This is a genomic window from Microbacterium sp. SA156, assembly GCF_049065455.1.
Lineage (GTDB): Bacteria > Actinomycetota > Actinomycetes > Actinomycetales > Microbacteriaceae > Microbacterium > Microbacterium barkeri.
This window is the reverse complement of the sequence record NZ_JBAKGU010000001.1, coordinates 455,248-479,345: the sequence shown is the minus strand read 5'-3', so window position 1 is coordinate 479,345 and position 24,098 is coordinate 455,248. Positions and strand designations below refer to the sequence as shown.

20 protein-coding genes and 2 tRNA genes are annotated in these 24,098 nt (G+C 72.4%); 8 read left to right on the top strand and 14 right to left on the bottom strand.

Annotated features, from left to right (window positions below):
- Positions 1-48 precede the first annotated feature (48 nt).
- The 4 genes from ACOWU6_RS02080 to ACOWU6_RS02065 all read right to left on the bottom strand — a co-directional run bounded on the left by ACOWU6_RS02080 (position 49) and on the right by ACOWU6_RS02065 (position 4,557).
- Positions 49-1,344, bottom strand: a complete 1,296-nt coding sequence (locus tag ACOWU6_RS02080) for a M20/M25/M40 family metallo-hydrolase (protein ID WP_421074532.1) — start codon at positions 1,342-1,344, stop codon at positions 49-51.
- A gap of 60 nt (positions 1,345-1,404) precedes the next feature.
- A tRNA-Leu gene (locus tag ACOWU6_RS02075) sits at positions 1,405-1,490 on the bottom strand.
- A gap of 107 nt (positions 1,491-1,597) precedes the next feature.
- Positions 1,598-2,686 carry a VIT1/CCC1 family protein gene (locus tag ACOWU6_RS02070; protein ID WP_324014546.1) on the bottom strand — a complete coding sequence of 363 codons (1,089 nt, stop codon included), beginning with the start codon at positions 2,684-2,686 and terminating at the stop codon, positions 1,598-1,600.
- A gap of 113 nt (positions 2,687-2,799) precedes the next feature.
- Complete coding sequence (locus ACOWU6_RS02065; protein ID WP_374727734.1) at positions 2,800-4,557, bottom strand: DEAD/DEAH box helicase; 1,758 nt, start codon at positions 4,555-4,557, stop codon at positions 2,800-2,802.
- A 138-nt stretch (positions 4,558-4,695) separates the two neighbouring features.
- Here ACOWU6_RS02065 and ACOWU6_RS02060 point away from each other — a divergent pair, with 138 nt between their 5' ends.
- On the top strand, positions 4,696-5,520 hold the full coding sequence (locus ACOWU6_RS02060; protein WP_282977987.1) for an SGNH/GDSL hydrolase family protein: 825 nt from the start codon (positions 4,696-4,698) through the stop codon (positions 5,518-5,520).
- Between the two features lie 3 nt (positions 5,521-5,523).
- Here the strand turns inward: ACOWU6_RS02060 and ACOWU6_RS02055 are convergent, their stop codons facing one another.
- Positions 5,524-6,351 carry a TrmH family RNA methyltransferase gene (locus tag ACOWU6_RS02055; protein WP_421074531.1) on the bottom strand — a complete coding sequence of 276 codons (828 nt, stop codon included), beginning with the start codon at positions 6,349-6,351 and terminating at the stop codon, positions 5,524-5,526.
- Positions 6,352-6,439: 88 nt separating this feature from the next.
- Here ACOWU6_RS02055 and ACOWU6_RS02050 point away from each other — a divergent pair, with 88 nt between their 5' ends.
- Positions 6,440-7,306, top strand: coding sequence for a Sir2 family NAD-dependent protein deacetylase (locus ACOWU6_RS02050; protein WP_271172118.1), 867 nt, complete (start codon positions 6,440-6,442; stop codon positions 7,304-7,306).
- A gap of 24 nt (positions 7,307-7,330) precedes the next feature.
- Entirely contained in the window at positions 7,331-7,906 is a 576-nt protein-coding gene (locus ACOWU6_RS02045; protein ID WP_271172119.1) for a histidine phosphatase family protein, read from the top strand.
- Between the two features lie 46 nt (positions 7,907-7,952).
- Here ACOWU6_RS02045 and ACOWU6_RS02040 read toward each other — a convergent pair whose 3' ends face one another.
- Positions 7,953-9,062, bottom strand: coding sequence for a polysaccharide deacetylase family protein (locus ACOWU6_RS02040; protein ID WP_421074530.1), 1,110 nt, complete (start codon positions 9,060-9,062; stop codon positions 7,953-7,955).
- A 135-nt stretch (positions 9,063-9,197) separates the two neighbouring features.
- On the opposite strand from ACOWU6_RS02040, the gene ACOWU6_RS02035 reads away from it, so the two are divergent.
- The gene (locus ACOWU6_RS02035; protein ID WP_271172121.1) at positions 9,198-9,671 is read left to right on the top strand and encodes an Lrp/AsnC family transcriptional regulator; all 474 of its coding nucleotides are present in this window, start codon (positions 9,198-9,200) and stop codon (positions 9,669-9,671) included.
- A 7-nt stretch (positions 9,672-9,678) separates the two neighbouring features.
- On the opposite strand, the gene ACOWU6_RS02030 is transcribed toward ACOWU6_RS02035, so the two are convergent.
- Complete coding sequence (locus ACOWU6_RS02030; protein WP_421074529.1) at positions 9,679-10,554, bottom strand: alpha/beta fold hydrolase; 876 nt, start codon at positions 10,552-10,554, stop codon at positions 9,679-9,681.
- 67 nt (positions 10,555-10,621) lie between these two features.
- Between ACOWU6_RS02030 and ACOWU6_RS02025 the strand changes: the two genes are divergently transcribed.
- Positions 10,622-11,392 carry a 3'-5' exonuclease gene (locus tag ACOWU6_RS02025; RefSeq protein ID WP_421074528.1) on the top strand — a complete coding sequence of 257 codons (771 nt, stop codon included), beginning with the start codon at positions 10,622-10,624 and terminating at the stop codon, positions 11,390-11,392.
- Between the two features lie 3 nt (positions 11,393-11,395).
- On the opposite strand, the gene ACOWU6_RS02020 is transcribed toward ACOWU6_RS02025, so the two are convergent.
- Positions 11,396-12,625: a CDP-glycerol glycerophosphotransferase family protein gene (locus ACOWU6_RS02020; RefSeq protein ID WP_421074527.1), complete on the bottom strand. Its 1,230-nt coding sequence runs from the start codon at positions 12,623-12,625 to the stop codon at positions 11,396-11,398.
- Positions 12,626-12,761: 136 nt separating this feature from the next.
- Between ACOWU6_RS02020 and ACOWU6_RS02015 the strand changes: the two genes are divergently transcribed.
- Positions 12,762-13,793: a glycosyltransferase family 2 protein gene (locus ACOWU6_RS02015; protein ID WP_421074550.1), complete on the top strand. Its 1,032-nt coding sequence runs from the start codon at positions 12,762-12,764 to the stop codon at positions 13,791-13,793.
- 3 nt (positions 13,794-13,796) lie between these two features.
- Here the strand turns inward: ACOWU6_RS02015 and ACOWU6_RS02010 are convergent, their stop codons facing one another.
- The 3 genes from ACOWU6_RS02010 to ACOWU6_RS02000 all read right to left on the bottom strand — a co-directional run bounded on the left by ACOWU6_RS02010 (position 13,797) and on the right by ACOWU6_RS02000 (position 18,043).
- Positions 13,797-15,227 (bottom strand): CDP-glycerol glycerophosphotransferase family protein, encoded by a 1,431-nt coding sequence (locus ACOWU6_RS02010; RefSeq protein ID WP_282977999.1) that lies wholly within the window; start codon positions 15,225-15,227, stop codon positions 13,797-13,799.
- A complete protein-coding gene (locus tag ACOWU6_RS02005) occupies positions 15,224-16,486 on the bottom strand; it encodes a CDP-glycerol glycerophosphotransferase family protein (RefSeq protein WP_421074526.1) in 1,263 nt (420 codons plus the stop codon). Before ACOWU6_RS02005 ends, ACOWU6_RS02010 begins: the two co-directional genes overlap by 4 nt.
- Positions 16,487-16,549: 63 nt before the next feature.
- Entirely contained in the window at positions 16,550-18,043 is a 1,494-nt protein-coding gene (locus ACOWU6_RS02000) for a S1C family serine protease (RefSeq protein WP_421074525.1), read from the bottom strand.
- Between the two features lie 107 nt (positions 18,044-18,150).
- Here ACOWU6_RS02000 and ACOWU6_RS01995 point away from each other — a divergent pair, with 107 nt between their 5' ends.
- Positions 18,151-19,353: an aminotransferase class I/II-fold pyridoxal phosphate-dependent enzyme gene (locus ACOWU6_RS01995; protein ID WP_421074524.1), complete on the top strand. Its 1,203-nt coding sequence runs from the start codon at positions 18,151-18,153 to the stop codon at positions 19,351-19,353.
- A 3-nt stretch (positions 19,354-19,356) separates the two neighbouring features.
- Here the strand turns inward: ACOWU6_RS01995 and ACOWU6_RS01990 are convergent, their stop codons facing one another.
- Positions 19,357-20,163, bottom strand: coding sequence for a carbon-nitrogen hydrolase family protein (locus tag ACOWU6_RS01990; RefSeq protein ID WP_421074523.1), 807 nt, complete (start codon positions 20,161-20,163; stop codon positions 19,357-19,359).
- 9 nt (positions 20,164-20,172) lie between these two features.
- A complete protein-coding gene (locus ACOWU6_RS01985) occupies positions 20,173-20,712 on the bottom strand; it encodes a DUF6328 family protein (protein ID WP_421074522.1) in 540 nt (179 codons plus the stop codon).
- A gap of 90 nt (positions 20,713-20,802) precedes the next feature.
- Between ACOWU6_RS01985 and ACOWU6_RS01980 the strand changes: the two genes are divergently transcribed.
- A tRNA-Met gene (locus tag ACOWU6_RS01980) sits at positions 20,803-20,879 on the top strand.
- Positions 20,880-21,124: 245 nt separating this feature from the next.
- On the opposite strand, the gene ACOWU6_RS01975 is transcribed toward ACOWU6_RS01980, so the two are convergent.
- On the bottom strand, positions 21,125-24,067 hold the full coding sequence (locus tag ACOWU6_RS01975; RefSeq protein WP_421074521.1) for a UPF0182 family protein: 2,943 nt from the start codon (positions 24,065-24,067) through the stop codon (positions 21,125-21,127).
- Positions 24,068-24,098: the final 31 nt, after the last annotated feature.

The following is a 24,098-nucleotide window of genomic DNA, read 5'->3' as shown; positions in this document are numbered from 1 at the left end:
ACGGCTGCTGATGATCGCGTCAGACTCCCGGATGACCGGGGAGCGCGGCTAGTACGTACGGATGAGGTCGGTCAGCACCCGCTGGCCGAACTCCAGGGCGTCGACCGGGACGCGCTCGTCGACCCCGTGGAACATCCCCGTGAAGTCGAGGTCGCGCGGCAGCCGCAGCGGGGCGAAGCCGTAGCCGGCGATGCCGATCGTCGAGAGCGCCTTGTTGTCCGTGCCCGCGCCGAGCAGGTACGGCAGCACGGGGACGCCGGGATCGTGCCGCCCGAGGGCGCCGACCATGGCCTCGACGAGCGGGCCCTCGAACGGGATCTCCATGCCGATGTCGCGCAGGAACATCCGGATCTCGATGTCGGGGCCGACGATGCGCTGGACCTCCGCGAGGACGGCGTCCTCCGATCCGGGGAGGACGCGGATGTCCACGGTCGCGGAGGCCGCGTCGGGGATCACGTTGTGCTTGTACCCGGCGGTGAGCCCCGTGGGGTTGGCGACCGTGCGGAACGTCGACTTCACGAAGGCCTCGGCCGGGCCCGTGTGCGCAGCGAGCGCGTCGGGGTCGCGCGTGGGGTCGCCCGTGATCTCCCCGATCCCCTCGAGCAGGCGGCGGGTCGTCTCGGTGAGCTCGACCGGCCAGGTGCGCGCACCGAGGGCCGCGACGGCCTCGGCGAGCCGCGTGACGGCGTTCTCGGGGTGGAACCTGCTGCCGTGCCCCGCGCGTCCGCGGGCGACCAGCGTGACCCACATGAGGGCCTTCTCGCCGACCTGCAGGAGATAGGCGCTGCGGTCGCCCACGGGGATCGAGTACCCGCCGACCTCGCTGATCGCCTCCGTGGCGCCGTCGAACCACTCGGGGCGGTCGCGCACGACGAGCTGGGACCCCTCGACGCCGCCGTTCTCCTCGTCGGCGAAGAACGCGAGCACGAGGTCGCGCTCGGGCTGCTCCCCCGCGCGCAGCAGCTCGGCGACCGACGTGAGGATCATCGCGTCCATGTTCTTCATGTCGACCGCGCCGCGACCCCAGAGCATGCCGTCGCGGATCTCGCCCGCGAACGGATCGACCGACCAGTCGTCGGCCATCGCCGGCACGACGTCGAGGTGCCCGTGCAGCACGAGCGCCGGCTTGTCGGGATTGCGCCCCCGCACGCGCGCGCAGACGTTCGTGCGGCGCGGGATCGGCTCGTGGTACGCGGTCTCGAGGCCGAGGCCTTCGAGGTAGCTGCCCACGTACTCGGCCGCCTCGCGCTCGCCCCTCGCGTCGCCGCCGCCGAAGTTCGTCGTGTCGATCCGGATGAGATCGGCGGCGATGCGGGCGACTTCGGGGATCTCGGCTTCGGGCATGCGCTCCACGCTACCCGGAAACGGCGAAGGCCCCGGTCGCTCGACCGGGGCCTTCCGCTGTGCGCGAGGGGGGACTTGAACCCCCACGCCCTAATACGGGCACTAGCACCTCAAGCTAGCGCGTCTACCTATTCCGCCACCCGCGCATTGGGTGTGATCCGTTCTCCGGAGCTTCTCACTCCGTTTCCCGAACCGAGAGACAACATTACCACCCCTCCGGGACCCCGACGAACCGGGGCGCACCCCGGGCGCGTCACCCGAGCGACACGCCGAACAGGAGACCGAGCAGATACGTCACGGCGGCCGCCCCGAAGCCGATGCCGAGCTGCCGCAGGCCGCGCCGCAGCGGCGATCCCCCGGACAGCAGGCCGACCGTCGCACCGGTCAGCATGAGCGCGATCCCGACGAGCACGAGGGCGAGCAGCACCGCGGGCAGTCCGCCGAGCCCGAGCAGCCACGGCAGGACCGGGACGATCGCGCCCGACGCGAAGAAGAGGAAGCTCGAGAGCGCGGCGCGCCACGCGCCGCCGACGACCTCGTGGGCGTCGCCGTGCCGCGCGCGAGCGGGCATGCTGCCGCGCTTCGCATCCTCGATGACGGTGCGCGCGCGCTCGAGCGCCTCCTGCTCGCCGAGGCCGCGCGCCCGGTAGACGAGCGCGAGCTCGTTCGCCTCGAGGTCGAGATCGGGCAGCCCTCCGTCGGCGTAGCCGCTCGGCTCCGTCGACTCGAGCAGCTCGCGCTGCGAGCGGACCGACACGAACTCGCCGGCGCCCATCGAGAGCGCCCCCGCGAGGAGGCCCGCGATGCCGCTCAGCAGCACGAACTCGGGGGCGACCCCTGCCGCCCCGATCCCGAGGACCAGGGCGAAGTTGCTGACGAGCCCGTCGTTGGCGCCGAAGACGGCCGCGCGGAACGTGCCGGACAGCCGACGGCGCCCCTTCGCGGCGAGGCCGCGCACGACCTCGTGGTGGATCTTCTCGTCGGCGCGCATCGCCGCGGTCGCCGACGGCTCGCTGTCGTAGGGCGAGCGCGCCTCGGCGTTCTGCGCGAGAGCGAGGACGAACACCGAGCCGAAGCGCCCGGCCATCCACCCGAGCAGGCGCGTGCGCACGCTCGCGGACGGCAGCTTCGCCGGCTCGCCGCCCAGCAGCTCGACCCAGTGCGCCTCATGGCGCCCCTCGGCCTCCGCGAGGGCGAGGAGGATCTCCCTCTCCTCGCCCGAGCGCCGCCGCGCGAGCTGCTCGTAGACGGCGGCCTCCGCGCGCTCGTCGACGAGGTACTGCGCCCACCTGCGGCGGTCTGCGGGGGTCGGGGCGAGCGGATGGTCGGAGGGCGCGGCCAACGTCGGGCTCCTTCGTGGAGAGGTGAGGGGGGATGTCTCCACGCTAGTTCGCGGCTCGCCGCGTCACCGCGTCAGGACGCGGATTGACAGCATTTCGGAGCGCCGAACGAGCCTCAGCTGTGCACGCGCCGGCGGAGCGTGTCGATGCGCTTCTGCAGCTGCGCGACGGTCGCCTGCGCGACGGCCGGACCCCCGCACGTCTTCCGGAGCCAGGCGTGGATCGCGCCATGCGGCTCGCCCGACTGGCGCGCGTAGACGCCCACGAGGCTGTTCAGCAGCTGGCGCTGCTCCTTGAGGGTGCGGTGCAGCGGAGCGGGGAGGGTCGTCTCCTCCCCCGTCGACTGCGTGCGCGCCTCGCGCGCCTCCCGGTGCTTCGACTGGCGGCTCTGCCGCTGCATGAGCAGCTCGTGCACGTGCTCGGGCTCGAGCAGGCCGGGCAGCCCGATGAACTCGAGCTCCTCGTCGGTTCCCGGTTCCGCGAGCTGCCCGAACTGCTGCCCCTCGAACACGACGCTGTCGAAGTGCGCGACGGAGCCGAGCGACTGGAACTCGAACTCCTGCGTGAGCGCGTCGGACGCCTTGTCGCCGCGCTCCGCCGCCTCGAGCAGCGCGTCGTCGAGCCCGTCCTCGTCCTTCTCGCCGCGATCGAGGACGTGGTCGCGCTGCCGCTCCATCTCGGTCGCGAGGGCCATGAGCACGGGGATGTTCGGCAGGAAGACGCTCGCCGCCTCTCCCCTGCGGCGAGCGCGCACGAAGCGCCCGATCGCCTGCGCGAAGAACAGCGGGGTCGACGACGACGTCGCGTAGACCCCGACCGCGAGCCGCGGCACGTCGACGCCCTCCGACACCATCCGGACCGCGACCATCCAGCGCGTGGTGTTCGCGGAGAACTGCTCGATGCGGCTCGATGCCTCGGCCTCGTCGGAGAGCACGACCGTCGGGCGCTGGCCCGTGATCTCATGCAGGATCTTCGCGTACGCGCGGGCGTTCGTCTGGTCGGTGGCGATGACGAGGCCGCCGGCATCGGGCACGTGGTGCCGGATCTCGGTGAGCCGCTTGTCCGCGGAGCGCAGGACAGCGGGCATCCAGTCGCCGTTCGGATCGAGCGCCGTCCGCCACGCCTGCGACGTGATGTCCTTCGTGTTGTCCTGGCCCAGGTGCGCCTCGAGCTCGTCTCCGGCCTTCGTGCGCCAGGTCATGTGGCCCGAGTAGACGTGGAAGAGCACGGGGCGCACGACGCCGTCGGCGAGCGCGCGGCCGTATCCGTAGCTGTAGTCGGTGATCGAGGTGCGCAGGCCCTGCGCGTCGGGCGCGTACTCGACGAACGGGATGGGCGCCTCATCGCTGCGGAACGGCGTTCCGCTGAGGGAGAGGCGCCGGACCGCGGGCGTGTACGCCTCGCGGATGCCGTCGCCCCAGCTGAGGGCGTCACCGCCGTGATGCACCTCGTCGAGGATGACGAGCGTGCGCGCGCTCTTCGTGAGCTCGCGATGCACCTCGGGCTTCATCGCGACCTGCGCATAGGTCACGACGACCCCGTGATAGTGGCGCGCCGGCTGCCAGTGGCTGTTCTTGAACTCGGGATCGAGGCGGATGCTCACGCGCGCCGCGGCGTCGGCCCACTGCGTCTTGAGGTGCTCGGTCGGGCACACGACGATGATCCGATCGACCTCGCCGCGATGGCGCAGCTCGTTCGCGAGGGTCAGCGCGAAGGTCGTCTTGCCGGCGCCCGGGGTGGCGGCGACGAGGAAGTCACGGCGGTCGGGCTGCGCGAAGTAGATGTCGAGCGCCTCCTGCTGCCACGCGCGCAGCTTGCCCGCCGTCCCCCAGGGAGCTCTCTGCGGATAGGACGGACTCAGCACGGGGATCAACCCTAGACGGTGCCGCGGACACGATCTCCAGCGTTCGTCGAGACTAGCCCCGGGCGCCGAAACCGGTGCGGGGTGCGCTGGTCTCGACGACCGGGACTAGTCTCGATAGGCGCGGGCGAGGCACGGAGGCGAGGGACCATGGCGACGGGCGACGAGACGCGGATGGCGGCGGCCGACAACGAGGGAGTCCACCCCTGGCGGCGCTATGTCGCGCTCGGCGACTCGTTCACCGAGGGGATCGGCGACCCGGATCCGGCGGCTCCGGGCGGCCATCGCGGATGGGCGGATCGCGTGGCCGAGGTGCTCGCGACGCAGGTCGACGACTTCGCCTACGCCAACCTCGCCGTGCGCGGGCGCCTCATCGGCCAGATCGTCGACGAGCAGGTCGAGCCGGCGATCGCGCTGCGCCCCGACCTCGTGACGTTCTGCGCGGGCGGCAACGACGTCATCCGCCCCGGCACCGATCCCGACGCGATCGCCGCCCAGTTCGAGGCAGCCGTCGAGCGCCTGGGCTCACAGGGCGCGACGATCGTCGTCTTCACCGGGATCGACGTCGCCTGGACGCCGGTCTTCCGCCCGTTCCGCGGCAAGATCGCGATCTACAACGAGAACATCCGGGCGATCGCCGACCGCCACGACTGCGTCGTCGCCGACCAGTGGGCGCTCAAGGAGATCCAGGATCCGCGCTTCTTCGCGGCCGACCGGCTGCACATGAACCCGCTCGGGCACCACGAGGTCGCCCGCATGGTGCTGCGCGCGCTCAACGTCCCGAACGACCTGCAGCCGCTCCAGCCCGACCCGCGGCCCGCGACCTCCTGGCGCGCGGCGCGGCAGAACGATCTCGTGTGGGCCCGCAGCCACCTCGTCCCGTGGGTGCTGCGGCGGCTCCGTCATCAGTCCTCGGGAGACTTCGTCTCGGCGAAGCGCCCGCAGCCCGGCCCGGTCTCGATCGCGGAGGACTGACCGTCAGCCCGCGGGCGGGTGCTGCAGCGCCCACAGCGCGACCGCGGCCGCCGACGCGACGTTGAGCGAGTCGACGCCGCCCGCCATGGGGATCGTCACGACGGTGTCGGCCGCGGCGAGCGCGCGGCGGCTGAGCCCGTCGCCCTCGGAGCCCATCGCGAACGCGACCCGCTCCGGGCGGCGGGCGGCGAAGGCATCGAGCGGCACCGCGTCGTCGGCGAGCGCCATGGCGGCCAGGTGGAAGCCCGACGCGGTGAGCAGCTCGCGCGCGCCCGCGCCCTCCCGAGGCGCCCACTCCGGCAGCCGCGTCCAGGGCACCTGGAACACGGTTCCCATGCTCACCCGCACGCTGCGACGGTAGAGGGGGTCCGCGCACCGCGGCGTCACGAGCACGGCGTCCGCACCGAGACCTGCGGCCGCGCGGAAGGCGGCGCCGACGTTCGTGTGGTCGACGATGTCCTCGAGCACGAGCACTGTCCTCGCGTGAGCGAGCACCTCCGCGACCGCGGGCGGCTCAGGACGCTGCATGGCCGCGAGCATGCCCCGGTGCACCGCGAACCCCGTCACCTGCTCGGCGACCTCGTCGGGGACGACGTACACCGGGACATCCCGATCGCCCACGAGCCGCTCGACGTCCGGAAGCCACTTGCGAGCCGTGAGCACCGACCGCGGCGCGTGGCCCGCGGCGAGCGCACGGCCGAGCACCTTCGCGGACTCGGCCATGTAGAGGCCGCGCTCGGGCTCGCTGACGCGGCGCAGCGCCACGTCGGTGAGGTCGCGGTAGTCGGCGAGGCGCTCGTCGGCGGGGTCGTCGATCGGGTGCAGGATCATCCGTCCATCGTTCCATCCGGGCGCGGGATGAGCCGTCCGTAACCTCCGCGAAAGACAGCGCGCCTAGACTCGGCCACGAGGAGGCTCCATGGTTCTCACCGAGCGGATCGACGCGGGCGCGGCCGCCGGCGTCCGACAGGCGATCGAGGTGCTCGCCGGGCGCCGCATCGCCGTGCTGACCGGTGCCGGCGTGTCGACGGACTCCGGCATCCCCGACTACCGCGGCGAGGGTGCGCCCCGCCGCACGCCGATGACGGCGCAGACGTTCCTCTCCGACGAGGCGGCGCGGCGGCGCTACTGGGTCGGATCGCACCTCGGCTGGAAGGCGTTCGCGGCCGCCGAGCCCAACGCGGGGCACGCCGCGATCGCCGCTCTCGAGCGCACGGGCGTCGCCACGGGCGTCGTCACCCAGAACGTCGACGGGCTCCACCTGCGCGCGGGATCGCGCAGGGTCGTCGAGCTGCACGGCACGATGCGCCGGGTTCTCTGCACGCACTGCGGGCAGGTGTTCGACCGCCGCGACGTCGGCGAGCGCCTCGAGCGGGAGAACCCGTGGATCACGGTGCCGGACCGCGTGCAGCTCGGGCCGGACGGCGATGTCCTCCCCGCGTCGTCGGAGGGCTTCGTCGTCCCGGACTGCACGGTGTGCGGAGGCGTCCTGAAGCCCGAGGTCGTGTTCTTCGGCGAGTTCATCCCCGCGGAGAAGTTCCGGGAGGCCGAGCAGCTCGTGGCCACGAGCGGGGCCCTGCTCGTGGCGGGCTCCTCGCTCGTCGTGAACTCGGGCATCCGGCTCGTCGAGCGCGCACGGCGTCGTCGGATCCCCGTCGTGATCGTCAACCGCGGGGAGACCCGCGCCGACCGGCGCGCGACGGTGAAGGTCGACGCGGGCACGAGCGAGGTGCTCGCCGCGCTGGCCGACGAGCTGCCAGCCCTTCGAGGATCCGGCGCTCTCTGAGGCGCGTGCCCCTAGGCTCGAGGGGTGACCGTCATCACCCTCGTCCGCCATGGGCAGACCGACTGGAACATGCTCGGCCGCGTGCAGGGCCGCACCGACATCCCGCTCAACGACACCGGACGCGCTCAGGCGCGCGAGGCCGCTGAGGCGCTGCGCCACGGCGGATACGCGGCAGTCGTGTCGAGCCCGCTGAGCCGCGCACGAGAGACCGCCGAGATCATCGCCGGCGTCCTGGGGGTGCCGGGGCCCGCCCTGTACGACGGGCTCGTCGAGCGCGACTACGCCTCGGCCGAGGGCATGACCTCGGAGGACCTCTGGAAGCTCCAGCGCCGCGCCATGGGTCCTGACGCCGAGAGCGACGAGGCGGTCGCGACCAGGGCCGTGGCCGCGCTGCGCGACGCCGCTGCGGCGCACGCGCACGTCGACGGACCGCTCATCGCGGTCGCGCACGGGTCGCTCATCCGGGTGCTCATCGCCCTCGCTTCGGACGGCGAGTTCCCCCGCCCCGGCGAGCGCGTCGAGAACGGGTCGCAGCACGCGTTCCGCCTGGACGACGACGGCCTCTCGCTCCTGTCGTACTCCGCTGTCCCCGCCGACTGACCCACGCGTCTCTCCCGCGCCAACCGAGACACGCCGCCCCGGCGTCTCAGCTCACGGCGTCGATGAAGGCCTCGAGGCCCATCCCGTAGTCGATCCGCACGCGCGGGAGGGCGAGCTTGTCGGCGCCGGGACGGACGAACCCCGGCTCGATCGTCACCGCCATCTCGAAGCCCGCGTCGGCGACGCCCTGCTTGCTCCGCTCGTCGTAATGGCCGAACGGGTAGGCGACCACCTCCGCCGCCCCGAGGATGTCCGCCGACGTGCGCAGATCCGCGGCGATCTCCTCGGGGGTCCAGTTGACCATCCGTCCGCGCCCGTCCGCACCCGGATCGTGCATGTCGTGCGTGTGCGAGCGCTGCAGCACGTACGGCGACGGCGTCGGCTCCGAACGCCACTTCGTGATGACGAACGACGTCGCGAGCACGCCGTGCTCGTCGAGCACGGGCACCGCGAGGTCGAACCAGGACGCGTGCGCGTCGTCGTCCGTGACGATGACCGAGCGCTCGGGCAGCCGCAGCCGCCCGTCGATGAACGCCGACAGCTCGCGCCAGCTCGGCAGGTAGTAGCCCTCGTCAGCGAGATAGGCCATGTGCTGCTCGAAGTCGCCCGCATACGCCCAGTTGAGCCGGAGGGGGTCGTCCACGCCGGCGGGGTCGGCGGTGAACTGGTGGTACATGAGGATCGGCACCCCGACGTCGGCGGCTGCCGTCTCCTCGGGGGTCGTCCACGCGGCGTGCAGCGGGAGCCTCCGGTCCTCGTCGCATGAGACGACGTCGGCGATGTTCACGCGCTGCGCGACGTCGAGGGCCGCCGCCGCCTCGGCGTCGAGGTACCAGCCGGCGAACACCGCGCCCTCGCGCTCCGGCAGCGGCAGCTCGGCGACGTGCGCACCCTCGGTGGCGAGAACGGGATCGAGCGCGATCCCCTCCCCGCCGAAGGTGACAGCGCACGCGGCAGGGTCGCCGGCCTCCTCGAGCAGCGCGGCGGCCGCATCGGGCGCTGCGGTCGGGCTCGACGGTGCCGATGCACCGGGGGCGGATGCACCGGGCGCGGATGACGAGGACGAGGACGGCGCGGATGGCGCGCACGAGAGCACGAGGACCGCTGCCGCGGCGACGACGGGAAGCGCGAGGAGGCGGCGGCGGGAGGCTCTCATATCCCGGTCAGGATAGCCGCTCGCGCAGTCACGGCCGTGTCGGCCGGGGTTCCGGACCAGCACGCGCAATCGATCCGATAACGACTGAGCAGGATGCGCAATCGCGCGACGGCCCGGGTGCTACCGTCTCTCTCTATGGCCTCCCTCGATCACGTCGATCTCGAGCTCCTCGCCGCGCTCTCCGAGGACCCGCGGGCGACGGTCGTCGCGCTCGCGGAGCGCCTTCGCCTCTCCCGCAACACCGTCCAGGCCCGCATGGCGCGCCTTGAGCGCGCGGGCGTGTTCCACTCGTTCGAGCGCGCGATCTCGACCGAGGGTCTGGGCTTCCCGCTCCAGGCGTTCCTGTCGATCGGCGTGCGCCAGCCCGAGCTCCCTGCGATCACGGACGAGCTGCGGCGCATCCCCGAGGTCATCCAGGTCTACGGCGTGAGCGGGCAGGTCGACCTGCTCGCGCTCGTCGCGTGCCGCGACGCGCGCCACCTCTTCGACGTCGACGCCCGCATCCTGTCCGTCTCGGGTGTCGAGCGCACCGAGACGTCTCTCGTGATGAGCGAGGCCATCCCCTACCGCGTGAGCGGCCTCATGGAGCTCGCGCGCCGCGAGCGCTGAGCGCGCCTCACACGAACGAGCGGATGGCCTCGGCCGCTTCCGCGGGCCTCTCGTAGTGGATGAGGTGGCCGACGTCGGCCAGCTCGACGAGCCGCGCATCGGGGAACAGCCCGCGCAGCGCGCGCTCGGCCTCGATCGGCGTGATGTCGTCGCGGTCGGCGGCGATGAGCAGCGTGGGCTGGGCGATGCGCGGGGCGAACGCGCGCACATCGTGCGACACGCTCGTGACGAACGCCTCGCGCAGCGCCTGCCGGTCGGAGAACCCCGAGAAGAAGCGATCATGCTGGTCGTGGATCCAGCGGCGCAGGGCCCTGTCGCGCGTCTTCGCCATCGCGATGCTCATGATCCGCACGATCACCGGCCAGCGCAGGAGCCACGTGCCGACGGGATCGGGCAGCCGAGCGCCCGCCGCGTAGTAGAGCACCGCCAGGCGCGTCAGCACGCCCCGGGGCCCCTCGAGCGCGGGCGCGCCGATCGGGTTCACGAGGATGAGCCGCGGTGTCGGCAGTCCGCGGGCGACGGCCGCGGACGCGACGATCGATCCGAACGAGTGCCCGAGCACGACGGCGCCCGGCGCGACCTCGGCGGCGAAGGCGGTGAGCCACGCGACGAACGCATCCAGCTCGAGGGGCCGGCCCGGCACGGGCGGCGTCTCGCCGAAGCCCGGCAGGTCGGGCATGACGACGCGCACGCCGGGCAGATGCGCGACGACCGGCTCGAGCCCGTGGTGGTCCCCGCGGAACCCGTGCACCGCCAGGATGCTCGTCTCGGCGTCGTCGGGCCCGTACACCCAGTAGGCCGTCCGCGTGCCCAGGACCTCGACCTCCGCGCGGCGGACGGGGATGCGGGCGAGGCGGGACGCGTACGGGGAGGCGACGGGCACCGCACGAGTCTACGTTCGCCGGGGTGGCATACGCGGGTTTGTCCCCGCTGCGCCCTACATTCTCCCTATGGCGACATCATGGCCGGATCCGCCGCCCCTGTTCGAGCTCGACGACGCGGGCGAGCGCCCCACCTGGTTCGCCGCGCCCGGCGCGCGCCTGGATCGCCTCGGGGTGTTCGACCTCGAGACGACGGGCGTCGACGTCGAGTCCGACCGCATCGTCACGGCCTACGTCGGACTCCTCTCGGCCGACGGCACGGTCCTGCGGTCGCGCCACTGGATGGCCGACCCGGGCATCGACATCCCCGAGGGAGCGACCGCGGTCCACGGCATCACGACCGAGCGGGCGCGTGCTGAGGGTCGCCCGGCAGCCGAGGTCGTCGCCGAGGTCGTGTCGGCCCTCCGCGAGATCTTCGCCGAGGGCGTGCCGATCGTCGCGTACAACGCGCCCTTCGACTTCTCGATGCTCAAGCACGAGGCCCTGCGCCACGGGGTCGAGCCGATCGCGTCGCCCACCCCCGTGCTCGATCCGCTCGTCGTCGACAAGACGTGCGACCGGTATCGCCGCGGCAAGCGCACGCTCGCGACCGTCGCGGCGCACTACGACGTGGTCCTCGAGGCCGCGCACGACGCTTCGGCCGACGCCGTGGCCGCGGGGCGGCTCGCCTTCGCGCTCGTCGAGCGCTACGCGGGGATGCTCCCCGAGGATGTCGCGGAGCTGCACGACCGGCAGATCGGCTGGGCGCGCGAGCAGGCGGAGAGCCTCACCGAGTACTTCGTGAAGATCGGCCGGCTCGACCCCGCCGACGCGCTCGACGGCAGCTGGCCGATCCGCTGACGATCAGGACGACGAGCGCGCGCGCCACTCCTCCCAGCTTGCCATGAGCTGCTCGATGGCGGCGTGGAACTTCGCCGTGGCGACCCCCGGCGTCGTGTCGCCGAAGTAGTGCGCGACCCAGTGCGCGAGGCGCTGCGCTGCCTCAGGGTCCTCGCGCACGCGCTCGACGTGCGCGACGATGTCGGGGGCGTCCGCCGGCTCGAGCCATTCGCACGCCGACAGGTAGCCGCCCTCGTCGATCTCCGCAGCGGGATCGGCGGGCCTCGTGATGAGCAGGGGCTTGCCGACCGCGAGCCGGTCGTAGACCATCGCCGAGATGTCGACGATCGCGACATCGGCCGCCGCGAGCTGCCATCCGAGCTCCGGCCGATCGTCGCAGACGTGCTGCGCGGACGGGTCCTTCTGGTTGGCCGCGCGGATGGCCTGGATGATCCGCTCGTTCGCCTCGCCGAACGCCGCGCTGACGACACCGCTGCGCGGATGCGGACGGTAGATGACGCGGTGGCGGCCGGTCGCGAGCAGCGCCGCGACGAGCGCCTCCCCGTGCGAGGCCACCGAGCCGTAGCGCGCGGCGGGGCGGTCGCCCTCCCAGGTCGGCGCGTACAGCACGACCGTGCGCTCGTCGGGCGTGTAGGGCAGCTCGCCCGAGTAGTGATCGGCCTGCGGGCGGCCGATCTCGATCGTGCGCGCATCGACGTCGTAGTCCCACAGCACGCGGGAGAGGCGGTCGCGCGCGGCCTGGCCCGCGACGAGAGCGCGGTCGTAGGCCTTGTACTGATTGGTCGTCATGTACATCTTGTCGGACTCGCCGTGGTTGATGAACACGTGCCAGCGCTCGCCGTACCGGAACATCTGGAAGTTGCGCGTGTTCTGGTTCACGTAGAGCACGATGCGGATGTCCTGCGCCTCGAGGAACCGCTCGATGCTCGTCACGCTCGGGGTGAACGCCACCGGCAGCGCGCCGTCGTCGAGAAGCGCCTGCGCCCCGAGCGAGTTGCGCGCCATGACGACGACCGGCCAGCGCTCGGCGAGCTCCTGCAGCGGTCGGTACCACTGGCGCATCTGGTACATGTTGACCGCGCCGTCGGCGAAGTACACGGCGATCCGGAACCTCCGCGGGGTGAGCGGGGGCCGCGTGGCGAGCGTGCGGCGCACCGTCCTGTGTGCGTTCCGCGTCGCGACGGCCTTCCGGAGGAGCTTGATCGCCTTCTTCACATCGCGCGTCACACCCACCCGACCAGGCTACCGGGGGCTTTCCCGGCGGCCGTCATGGGATGATCGTCGAATGCGTAACGATCCCCTGCCGGGCCCCCGCGCGCCTCGGAGGGACGCGCCGTCGGTCCCGCTCGACGCGGGTGTGTCGTTCGTGATGCCGGTTCTCAACGAGGCCCCGTACCTGCGCCGCGCGGTCGAGTCGACCCTCGCGCAGGAGATCCCCGGGCCCGTCGAGCTCGTCCTCGCGCTCGGACCCTCGTCCGACGGCACGACCGAGCTCGCGCGCGCTCTCGCGGAGGAGGATGAGCGCATCGTCCTCGTCGACAACCCCGCCGCCGACATCCCGGTCGGGCTCAACGCGGCCATCCGCGCGAGCACGCACCCCACGATCATCCGCGTCGACGCCCACTCGGAGCTCACGCCGGGCTACGCGGCCCGCGCTCTGGAGACGCTCGCTCGCACCCGCGCGGGCAACGTCGGCGGCGTCATGCGGGCAGACGGACGGACGCCGTTCCAGCGCGCAGCCGCCTGGGCGTACAACTCCCCCGTGGGGCTGGGCGGCGGCGCGTACCACGGAGGGTCGCGCGAGGGCGAGGCCGAGTCGGCGTACCTCGGCGTCATGCGACGCGCCGTTCTCGAGGAGGTCGGGCTCTTCGACGAGACCATCCGCCGCGGCGAGGACTGGGAGCTCAATCTGCGCATCCGCACGGCGGGCTACCGCGTCTGGTTCGATCCCGCGCTGTCGGTGACGTACTGGCCGCGCGAGCGGTGGACGCGCCTCGCGCAGCAGTTCCTCGCCACCGGCCGCTGGCGCGGTGAGCTCTTCCGCCGCTACGGACGCCGCAACTCGCTCAAGTACTTCGCGCCGCCCGCGCTCGTGATCCTCGTGGCGCTCGCCGCGATCAGCGGGGCACTGCAGCTCGCCGGCGTGCCCGCTCCCGGTCTCGCCGTCGCGACGTGGGCCCTGTGCGCACCGCTCGTCGCCTACGCCGCGCTCGTCGCGGCAGTCGCGATCGGCGCGCGGGCGCCCGGGCCGTTCGGATGGCGGGAGCGGGCATGGCTGCTCGCGGTGCTGCCGACCATGCACCTGTCGTGGGGAACGGGGTTCCTCACGGGCGCCGTGCGCGGCGCGCACGACACCGTCGACACCTCGCGCCTCTCCGGACGCAACACGCCGCTGCCGTAGCGGTCAGCCGACCGGCAGGAGCCCCTGGTCGATGAGGCGCGCGACCACGCGCTCGGCGGCACGGCCGTCCTCGCGCGCATTGAAGGCGCGTCGCCACGCCGCGTAGCGCTCGGCGTACTCCGCGGGATCCGCCGCGAGCGCGGCGAGGAGGCCGTCCATGTCCTGCACGAGCGGGCCGGGGGCGCGCGCGGCGAGGTCGAAGTAGAACCCGCGCAGAGCGCCCCGGTAGTGGGCGAGATCGGGCACGAGGAAGTACATGGGCTTCCCCGTGACGCTGAAGTCGAACATCACCGACGAGTAGTCGGTGATGAGCGCATCGGCGGCGAGGAGGAGCTCTGACGTGTCGGGGTACGCCGTGACGTCGACGACCCGCGGACCCGCGACGTCGCGCCCGGGGATGAGGGTGCGCGAGTGCCCGCGGACGAGCACGACGGCGTCCGCCTCGACCGCGAGTCGCGCCGGGTCGATGAACGCCACGATCTCGTCGCGGTCGTCGCGCCAGGTCGGCGCGTACAGCAGCACGCGCTCCCCCGGCTCGATGCCGAGGCGCTCGCGCACGGCGAGCGGGTCGCCCGTGACGAGCGCGTCGTTGCGCGGGTAGCCCTCGACCCAGACGGGCTTGCGGAAGAAGGCGTAGGCGCGCGCGAGGATCCTCGCGGCGTACGGATTCTGCGCGAGGAGCACGTCCCACCGGCGCGACTCCTTGATCACCGCTCCCCATCGGCGCGGCGCGAACCCCTTGCGGTGGAGGGCGAGGCGCTTGAGCGGCGTGCCGTGCCAGGTCTGCAGCACGCGCTGGCCATCACGGCGGGCGAACGCGCGGCGGAGCCAGTCGTTGACGATCACGAGCTTCGCGACGCTCCGGGCGCGCCACCACTCGGGGCTCCCCTCGACGACCGCGACCGCGCCATCCGGGACGGCCACGGAGAGGTCGACCACGCTCCAGTAGCGGGTGACCCCCGGGGCGCGGAGCGCGATCTCCCGGTCGAGCGCGAGCGGGTTGCAGCTCGCGCTGCGCCCGTAGAAGCTCTCGAAGAAGACCGCGTCCTCGAGCGGCGCGGTGTGCGAGAGGTAGCGGCGCTCGAGCGAGCCCTGCGCCTCTCCGCCGTCGTACACGGGGTCGACGGGCGGGCCGATGAGCACCGTGTCGCCGTCGAGCTGCGCGCGCAGCGTGCCCAGCATCTCGACCGGCAGCGTCGCATCGAGCTCGGCGCCGGCGACGGCCACGCGATAGCGTCCGGACGGGAGCGGTCGCTCGGGCCCGCCCCAGCGTGCCGCGACGAGCGCGAAGCGCACCGACCATCCGTCCCCGCTCGCGGAGACCGCCCCCTCGACCGCCGCGCGCGAGCCCTCGAGGCGCGCCGAGGCGGGCGCGTCCCCTTCTCCCTCCACGACGAGGGCGGGGCCGTCCTGCTCGAACCGGGCGGTCGTCATCGGTGTCCTCTCCTCGGGCCCCTGGCCCGCGCGCGTCGAGCGACGATCGCGTCGTGCACACGGCGAGCGCTGCCGCCGTCGCGGAACGCGTGCACGCGCTCGCTCAGTCTCGCAGACCGCGCGGTGCGATCTGCGAGCGCCGCGGGGTCGGAGGCGACCTCCGTCAGCTGCGCGACGAGGCCGTGCCAGTCGGTCGCGTAGTCCTCGCCGGCGACGTCCTCGTATCGGCCGTAGAAGCCCCGTCGCGCGCGGTACGCCTCGAGATCAGGGGCCAGGTACAGCACGGGCAGCGGCACGAGGCCCGCGTCGTACGCGAGCGACGAGTAGTCCGTCACGAGGACATCCAGTCCGGGGAGCGCCGCGGTGACGTCGCGCAGCCGATCGGAGCCGAGGTCGCGCACCCGATCCGTCGGGAAAGGCGGCACGTACGCGCCCGCCCCCAGGCGGTGCGAGCGGACGAGCAGCACGAGGTCGGCCGCGGCGAGCGCGTCCACGATCTCGCGCCACTCCTCGGCCGTGGGCACGGCCGGGTCGGGCTCGCCGTCGCGCCAGGTCGGGGCGTAGAGCACGAGACGCGCGCCGTCGGGAAGATCGCCGACCGCCGCACGCAGGAGCTGCCGCGCGCGAGCCCTGCGCTCGTCCGCGGTGCCCGCGCTCAGCACGTCGACCCGGGGCTCCCCCGTCACCACCACCCGGTCATCCGGCAGCGCGAATGCCGACTCGAGGCGCCCCCGCACGAGGTGCGACGCGGCAGGGAGCAGCCGGATCCGGCGCTGCGCTCCCCGATACAGCCGGGCCAGCAGCCCGCGGACGAGCATCGAGTCGGGCAGCAGCGCCGAGCGGACCGTCTCGGGCGAGTCGAGGCCGATGCGCTTGAGCGGGATGCCGTGCCAGAGCTGCACGAGGAATCCGCCCGACACGGCATACGGGTTGACATCGCCCGTTCCGTAGGACACGACGAGGACGCCGCCGCGCGCGGTCGCCCAGAACCCGCGCCAGGAGAGCTTCGGGAGGGTCGGGATGCCCCGCGCGGCCGCCTCCTCCGCCTCGCGCGAGTCCGACGTCAGCCACACGGCGCGGTGACCCTCGGCGGCCGCCACCTCCCACAGCGCGAGCGGACCGTCGCCGACGCCCGCGCCGCATCCGAAGACCCAGCGGTCGCCGCGTGGGATCGCGAGCGTCGCGATCCTCCCCAGCGCATACAGGGGCAGGCGCAGGAGCTTCGCCGCGTTGCCCGCACCGAACGAGAAGGACGCCACCCCACGAGCGTACTGGTGGGGCGGCGTCCTTCCGGTCAGCCCGCTCTCACGGGCGCGGGATGGTCACTCGAGGGTGCCGAGCTCGACCGTCGCGGTGTGCTCCTCGCCGTCGCGGACGTAGACCACCTCTGCCTCGCTGCCGCCGGCGGCCGCGCGGACCTGGGCAGTGAGGTCGACGGCGTCGTTGATCTTGGCGCCGTTGAACCGCGTGACGATGTCGCCCTCCTGCAGTCCGGCGGCCTCGGCGGCACCGCCCTCGACGACCTCGGCGATGTACGCGCCCGTGATGGTCGCGCCCTCGACCTGGCTCGAGGGCTGCACGCTCGCGCCGAGGAGGCCGTGCGTCGCGGTGCCGTTGTCGATGATCTCGTTCGCCACCCGCTCGACGACGTTCGACGGGATCGCGAAGCCGACGCCGATCGATCCGGACTCCGACGAGCTCTGATCGGCCGTCGCGATCGCGACGTTCACGCCGATGAGCTTGCCCTCGCTGTCGACGAGCGCGCCGCCGGAGTTGCCCGGGTTGATCGCGGCGTCGGTCTGGATGACCGAGATCGCGATGGACTCGCTCGCCTGCGCCTGCTGGTCCTCCTGGCCGGGGATGTCGAAGAACCAGGGGCTCGATCCCTCTCCCTGCCCCTCGTCCTCGCCCTCGACGCTGTCGCCCTCGGGGGCCGCGGCCGATGCGATCTCGATGCTGCGGTTGAGCGCGCTCACGATGCCGGTGGTGACCGTGTTGGCGAGTCCGAGGGGCGCGCCGACGGCGACCGTCGTGGCGCCCACGTTGAGCTTCGACGAGTCGGCGAACTCGATCGGCGTGAGACCGGACGCGCCCTCGAGCTTGATCACCGCGAGGTCGTAGGTGGGGTCGGTGCCGACGATCGTGGCGTCGTAGATGCGGCCGTCGCTCGCCGTGACCCGCACGGTCGCGTCGGCCGCCGTGCCGCCGAGGGTCACGACGTGCGTGTTCGTGACGACGTAGCCGTCCTCGCTGATGACGACGCCCGATCCGCTGCCCGACGACTGCCCGCCGGCCACCTCGATCGTGACGACGCTCGGCAGCACCTCGGTCGCGACCGCCGTGGCCTCGTTGACCGACCCGGGGTTGTTCACCGTGATGTTCGACGGCGCGCTGCCCGACTCCGCGACCGATCCGCCGCCGGCCGTCAGGGAGTTCGAGACCCAGCCGCCGCCGAAGCCCGCGCCGCCGCCGACGAGAGCGGCCACGAGGATGGCCGCGGCCACGCGGCCGCCGCCCTTCGACTTCCGCTCATCCGGGCGCGGCTGCGGCGCCCACACGGCCTGCGGCGCGCCGTCGTGCGGAAGCGGCTGTGTGGGCTGCGTCGCGCCGAACGCCGCGCCCTGCCCCTCGCCATGCGCCTCGTACGCGCTGTGCGCGCGGTAGGGAGCCCCCGGGTGGCCGGGAGCGGCGTGCGGCGGGGCGGCGTGCGGCGGCGTCGACTGCGCGGGAGCCTCCTGCGGCCGCCCGTAGCCCGTCGGCGGCGCCGGCCGCGGCGGGATGTTCAGAGGGGTGTCTTCGGAACGCTGCTCGTCCATGGGTGCTCCTTCTTCCACGTCCTCTTCAGGGTGATCCCGCAGTCTGTGTGCTTCCTATGATGCGCGTATGCCGCGGGCGTGACTTCGCGCGCGGGTAGCCTGAGCGGATGCGACACGTCAGCGGCGCCTGGAGGCGCACCGCCGCAGGAGCCGGGCTGCTCGGAGCCGACGGCTCGCCCGCCCCCACGATCTTCGCCGAGATGTCGGCGCTCGCGACCGCCACGGGCGCCCTCAACCTCGGGCAGGGCTTCCCCGACGAGGATGGCCCCGCCGAGGTGCTCGACGCGGCGCGGGCGGCCATCGCCGGAGGCCGCAACCAGTACCCACCGGGGCGCGGCGTGCCCGAGCTGCTCGAGGCGATCGCCGAGCACCAGCGCCGCTTCTACGGGCTGGAGCTCGATCCCGCGCGGGAGGTGCTCGTGACGGCCGGCGCGACCGAGGCGCTCGCCGCGACGCTGCTGGCGCTCGTGGACGGGCCCGACGACGAGGTCGTCGTCTTCGAGCCGCACTACGACTCCTACGCCGCGTGCGTCGCGCTGTCCGGGGCCCGCCTGCGCACCGTGCCGCTGCGCTGGCCCGACTTCCAGCCGGACCTCGACGAGCTCGAGGCGGCCGTCACCGACCGCACCCGGATCATCCTCGTGAACGATCCGCACAACCCCACGGGGGCGGTGTTCTCGAGGGAGGCACTCGAGCGGATCGTGGCGCTGGCCGACCGCCATGACGCCGTCATCGTCACCGACGAGGTGTACGAGCACCTCGTGCACCGCGGTCCGCATGTGCCCATCGCGACGCTGCCCGGCGCCGCAGCGCGCACGCTCACCATCTCGTCGGCGGGAAAGACCTTCCGCACGACCGGGTGGAAGATCGGCTGGGTCTCGGGACCGGCCGAGCTCGTGGACGCGGTTCTCGCCGTCAAGCAGTTCCTCACGTACGTCAACGGCTCGCCGTTCCAGCCGGCCATCGCGGTCGGGCTCCGCCTTCCCGATGCGTTCTTCCGCACGACCTCGTCCGACATGCGACGCAAGAGCGAGATCCTCGGCGAAGGGCTGCGCGCGGCGGGCTTCGACGTCTCGACCCCGGCCGGCTCGTACTTCACCGTCGCGGATGCCGCGGCTCTGGGCGCGAGCGACGCGGCGGAGTTCTGCCGCGCGCTCCCCGAGCGCGCGGGCGTCGTCGCGATCCCCCTCACCGCATTCGCGACGCGGGAGCGGCGCGACGAGTACCGCACGCTCGTGCGCTTCGCCGCCTGCAAGCGGGACGAGGTCCTCCAGGACGCGGTGATCCGCCTGAGCACGCTCCGGGGCTGAGGGTCAGCGCGGGGCCACGCGGTAGCGCCGCAGCGCGAGTGCCGGGTTGACCCGCCGCACGTTGTCGATCGCCGACCGCTCGGCGAACGCCACGGCGACGTCGGTCGTCGTGCCCACGCTCGCGACCGCCGTCCCCTGCGGGTCGACGATGAGCGAGCTGCCGACCGCGAGCGGGGGCGTGTGGTCGGCCGCGGCGACGTACATCGTGTTCTCGATCGCCCGCGCGGTGACGAGCGTCCGCCAGTGATGCTCCTTGAGCGGACCGCGCACCCACTGCGCGGGAACGAGCGCGACGTCGACACCCGCATCCGCGAGGACGCGCGCCGACTCGGGGAAGCGCAGGTCGTAGCAGGTCATGAGGCCGCACACGAGGCCGTCGACCTCGAACGTCTCGGGCTCCGTCAGCGCCCCCGGCTCCACCCAGTCGGACTCGCGCTGACCGAACGCGTCGTAGAGGTGGGCCTTGCGGTACGTCGCGCGCACGCCATCCGCGTCGACCGCGACGACCGTGTTGCGCACGCGACGCGGGTCGTCGGCGCGCTCGAGGAGCCCCGCCACGATCACGAGGCCGTGGTCGGCGGCGACGCGGGCGAGGTGCTGCGCGAACGGGCCGTCGAGCGTCTCCGCGCGCTCGACGAGCGTCTCGTCGAAGGGGTGGATGAAGCTGCTCGCATACTCGGGGAAGAGCACCACTCTCGCCCCTCGCTCGGCGGCGCGCTCGGCGAGCGCCGCGATGTCCTCGCGGTTGGCGTGGGGCTCGGCGCCCGGCGAGAACTGGGCGACGGCGACTCCGACGGCGTGCTCCGACATGCCGCCAGCCTATTGCGCCGGTCGCGGGGCGGCGTCGGCGGGTGCGCCGCTCTCCCCCGGCCGCGGAGGGCGCGTGCGCAGGAGGAGCGGCAGCGCGACCCAGAGGACCAGCATCACGCCGCCGAGGATCCCTCCCGCGAGCCAGGCGGCCTGATCGCTCACGACGACGTCGAAGATGAAGCCGACCACGCCGACGAGGAGGACGGAGACGACGACGAGCGCCGACAGGAGCGCGATGTGCCCGAAGCGCACGGTGAGCCCCTTCCTCCCCTCGCGGAAGAGCACGCGGTGCAGCGCGACGGGCGCCAGCGCGATCACGGCGCTCACGGCGGAGAGCACGACGAGCACGAGGTAGAACACCCGCTGGTCGGCAGTGAGGTCGGCGAAGGCCGGCTGGAACGCGAGGGCGAGGAGGAAGCCCGTGATGATCTGGGTGCCGGTCTGCAGGACGCGCAGCTCCTGCAGCACCTCGTTCCAGTTGCGGTCGAAGCGCTCCGCCGCGCTCTCCCCCGGACGCAGTCCCGCCGCCCGTGCCGTGTCAGCCGTCATGCCCTCCATCATTCGCGCCATGCCCGGGCCGCGCAAAGGGGGCCGCTCGATTCGCCCTCTCCGCGACGCCGTGTTAGGCTATTCATGTGCCGCGGGGTGGAGCAGTTCGGTAGCTCGCTGGGCTCATAACCCAGAGGTCGTAGGTTCAAATCCTGCCCCCGCAACCAAGTGAAGGCCCGGATCCGAGAGGATCCGGGCCTTCTGCCTTTTCCGCATGCGGTGCCTCCCGGGCGCTGCCCATCCCCTCCGCGCGCGAGCGCAGGAGGATCCGCCCGCCGCAGGACGCCGATCCCCGCCGCCGTCCTGCAGCCATCCGATTCTCCTGCTGCGGACGGCACACACACGACCGGAGACGCGGAGCGGCCCCGCAGGATCGCTCCTGCGGGGCCGCGTGCGTGCGCGCTGCGCCGGCTTACTCGGCCGGGGCCTCCTCGGCCGCACCCGTGTCATCGAGGAACGCGAGCAGGCGCTCGACGGCCTCGGTGAGGTCGGCGTCGGCCTCCGCATACGCGACCATGTCGCCCTCCTCGAGCGCGGCCTTCTTGGCCTCGATCGCCGTCTGCGCATCGGCGAGAGCCTGCTCGTAGGTGTCGCTCGACGGCGGCGTCGGCTGCGTCGGCTCCTCCGGCTGCTCGGGCTCGGGCTCGGTCGGCTGCTCGGTCTCCGGGTCGACGGGCGTGACATCCTCATCGCCCGTATCGGCACCCGAGTCGCCGCCGAACAGCTCGTCGAGCGCCTCGGCGAGGGTGTCCTCGAAGGCGAGCTGGTCGCCGAACGCGACGAGCACCTTGCGCAGGAGCGGGTACGACGTGCCGCCGGTCGACTGCACGTAGACGGGCTGCACGTAGAGCAGGCCGCCGCCGACGGGCAGTGTCAGCAGGTTGCCGAGGCTCACATCCGACGCGCCGATGGTGAGGATGTTCATCTCGTTCGCGATCTGCGAGTCCGAGTTGAACGAGTTCTGCACCTGACCCGGCCCCGGCACGGTCGTGTCGGCCGAGATCTCGAGCATCGTCAGCTTGCCGTAGTCCTCGCGCACGCTGCCGGCGTCGGCGCCCGCGTCGGAGTCGACCGCAAGGTAGCCCATGAGCACGTTGCGCGTGCCGCCGTCGGGGATGAACGTCGTGAACATCGAGAACGTGGCCTCGTCCTGCCCCGGCATCCGCATCGACAGGTAGTACGGCGGCTGCAGCTGCTGGTCGCTGGTCGGGTCGTTCGGCGTCGTCCAGGCGTTGTCGCGCTGGTAGAACGCCCGGGCGTTGTCGACGTGGTACGTGCCGAGCATCGCGCGCTGGACCTTGAAGAGGTCCGTCGGGTAGCGCACGTGGCTCATGAGCTCGCCCGACATCTCGTCGATCGGCTTGATCGTGTTCGGGTAGATCTTCTGCCAGGTCTCGAGGACCGGGTCCTCCTCGTCCCACGCGTACAGCGTGACGCTGCCGTCGTAGGCGTCGACCGTGGCCTTGACCGAGTTGCGGATGTAGTTGATCTCGTCGATCAGCAGGTTCGGCGTCGGGTTGGTCGAGTCGCTGATCGCCTGCGAGAGGCTGACCTGCGACGAGTAGGGGTAGGTCGCGCTCGTCGTGTAGCCGTCCACGATCCACACGATCCGGCCGTCGACGACGCTCGGGTACGGGTCGTTGTCGAGGGTGAGGTACGGCGCGGCCTTCTGCACGCGCGTGAGCGGATCGCGGTCGTAGAGGATCTGCGACTCCTCGTTCACGTAGTCCGAGAAGAGGATCTGCTCGGACTGGAACTTGAGCGCGTACAGCACGCGGTTGAAGAAGCTGCCGACGCTCGGGCCGCCGTCGCCGGAGAACGTCGTGTTCGTCTGCGACGCGCCCTCCTCGCCGGCGGGGTAGTCGAGCTCGACGGGGTCGGCGCCCTCGGGCGCTCCGACGATCGAGTACTCGGGGTTGTTCTCGCCGAAGTACACGCGCGGCTCGTACTCGAGGTCGCTCAGCGCACCGCTGGACGGGATGCCCCCCTCGATGAAGACCGGCTCGCCCTCGTTCGTGCGCTCGTTGCCCTTGGCGGCGACCATGCCGTAGCCGTGCGTGTAGACGAGGGTCGTGTTGTTCCAGGTGCGCGCGTCGGCGTCGAGCTCGTCCATGTCGAGCTCGCGCACCGCGACCACGGTGTCCTGCGTCTCGCCGTCGACCTCGTAGCGGTCGACATCGAGCGTGTCCTCGAAGCCGTAGTACGCGCGGTACTGCTGCAGCTGCTGGACGGTCGGGCCGATGATGCCCGGGTCCATGAGGCGGATGGACGCCGTCGTGTCCGCGTCGTCGCGCAGCTGACCGGCGGCCGCGTCGGTCTCGGCCGCGAACGGCACCTTCTCGATGCCGTCGAGGCCGTACGCGGCGCGGGTGGCGTCGACGTTGCGCTGGTAGTAGTCCATCTCGAGCGCCTGCTCGTTGGGGCGGACCTGGAAGGTCGTCACGGCCCACGGGTAGCCGACGCCGATCACGAGCGAGGTCACGATGAGCAGGGCGGTCGCGATGAGCGGGTAGCGCCAGCGCCCGATGACCGCGGTCACGAAGAAGAGGATGGCCACGAGCGCCGCGACGATCGAGAGGATCGTCTGCGCGGGGATCACGGCGTTGACGCCCGCGTAGCCCGGGCCCGTGATGCGGCTGCCCTGCTCGACCATCGTGAAGTAGCGGTCGAGCCAGAGGCTGGCCGCCTGCACGAGGAGGTAGACGCCGGCCGTGATCGCGAGCTGGATCCGCGCGGGCTTCGAGATGCGCAGCTCGCCCTGCCCGATCCGGACCGACCCGTAGAGGTAGGCCACGAGCGCGGTGACGAGGAGGCTGATGAGGACGGTCGCCGATGCGAACCCGACGACGCCGGCGTAGAACGGCATCGCGAACATGTAGAAGCCCGTGTCGAGCCCGAACAGCGGGTCGGCGTCGCTCGTCGGCGTGCCGTTGGCCCACAGCCAGGCGGTCTCCCACTGCGACGAGGCCGCGAAGCCCGCGAAGAAGCCGAAGAACACCGGGATGCCCCACATCGCGAGGCGGCGGAGCGGCTCGACGACCTCCTGGTACCGGTCGAGCTGCGAGCTCAGGCGCGCATAGACCGGGCGCAGGCGGTAGGCGAGGAAGATCGCGAGCCAGACCGGCACCGCCATCCCCGCGAAGCCCACGACGAACATCACGACCCGAGCCGTCCACTGCGTCAGCAGCACCGACTCGAAGCCGAGCTGATCGAACCAGAGGAAGTCGGTGTAGAGCGATGCGAACACGAAGAAGGCGACGACGAGCGCAGCGATGACCGCGAGCGAGATCGTGACGATTCTTCGGAACGGAGACGGGGTCGTGGCCGGAGTCGGCGCTGAGGTCGAGGTCACCATTCCATCCTAGGCATGCGCATCACGCGCATCG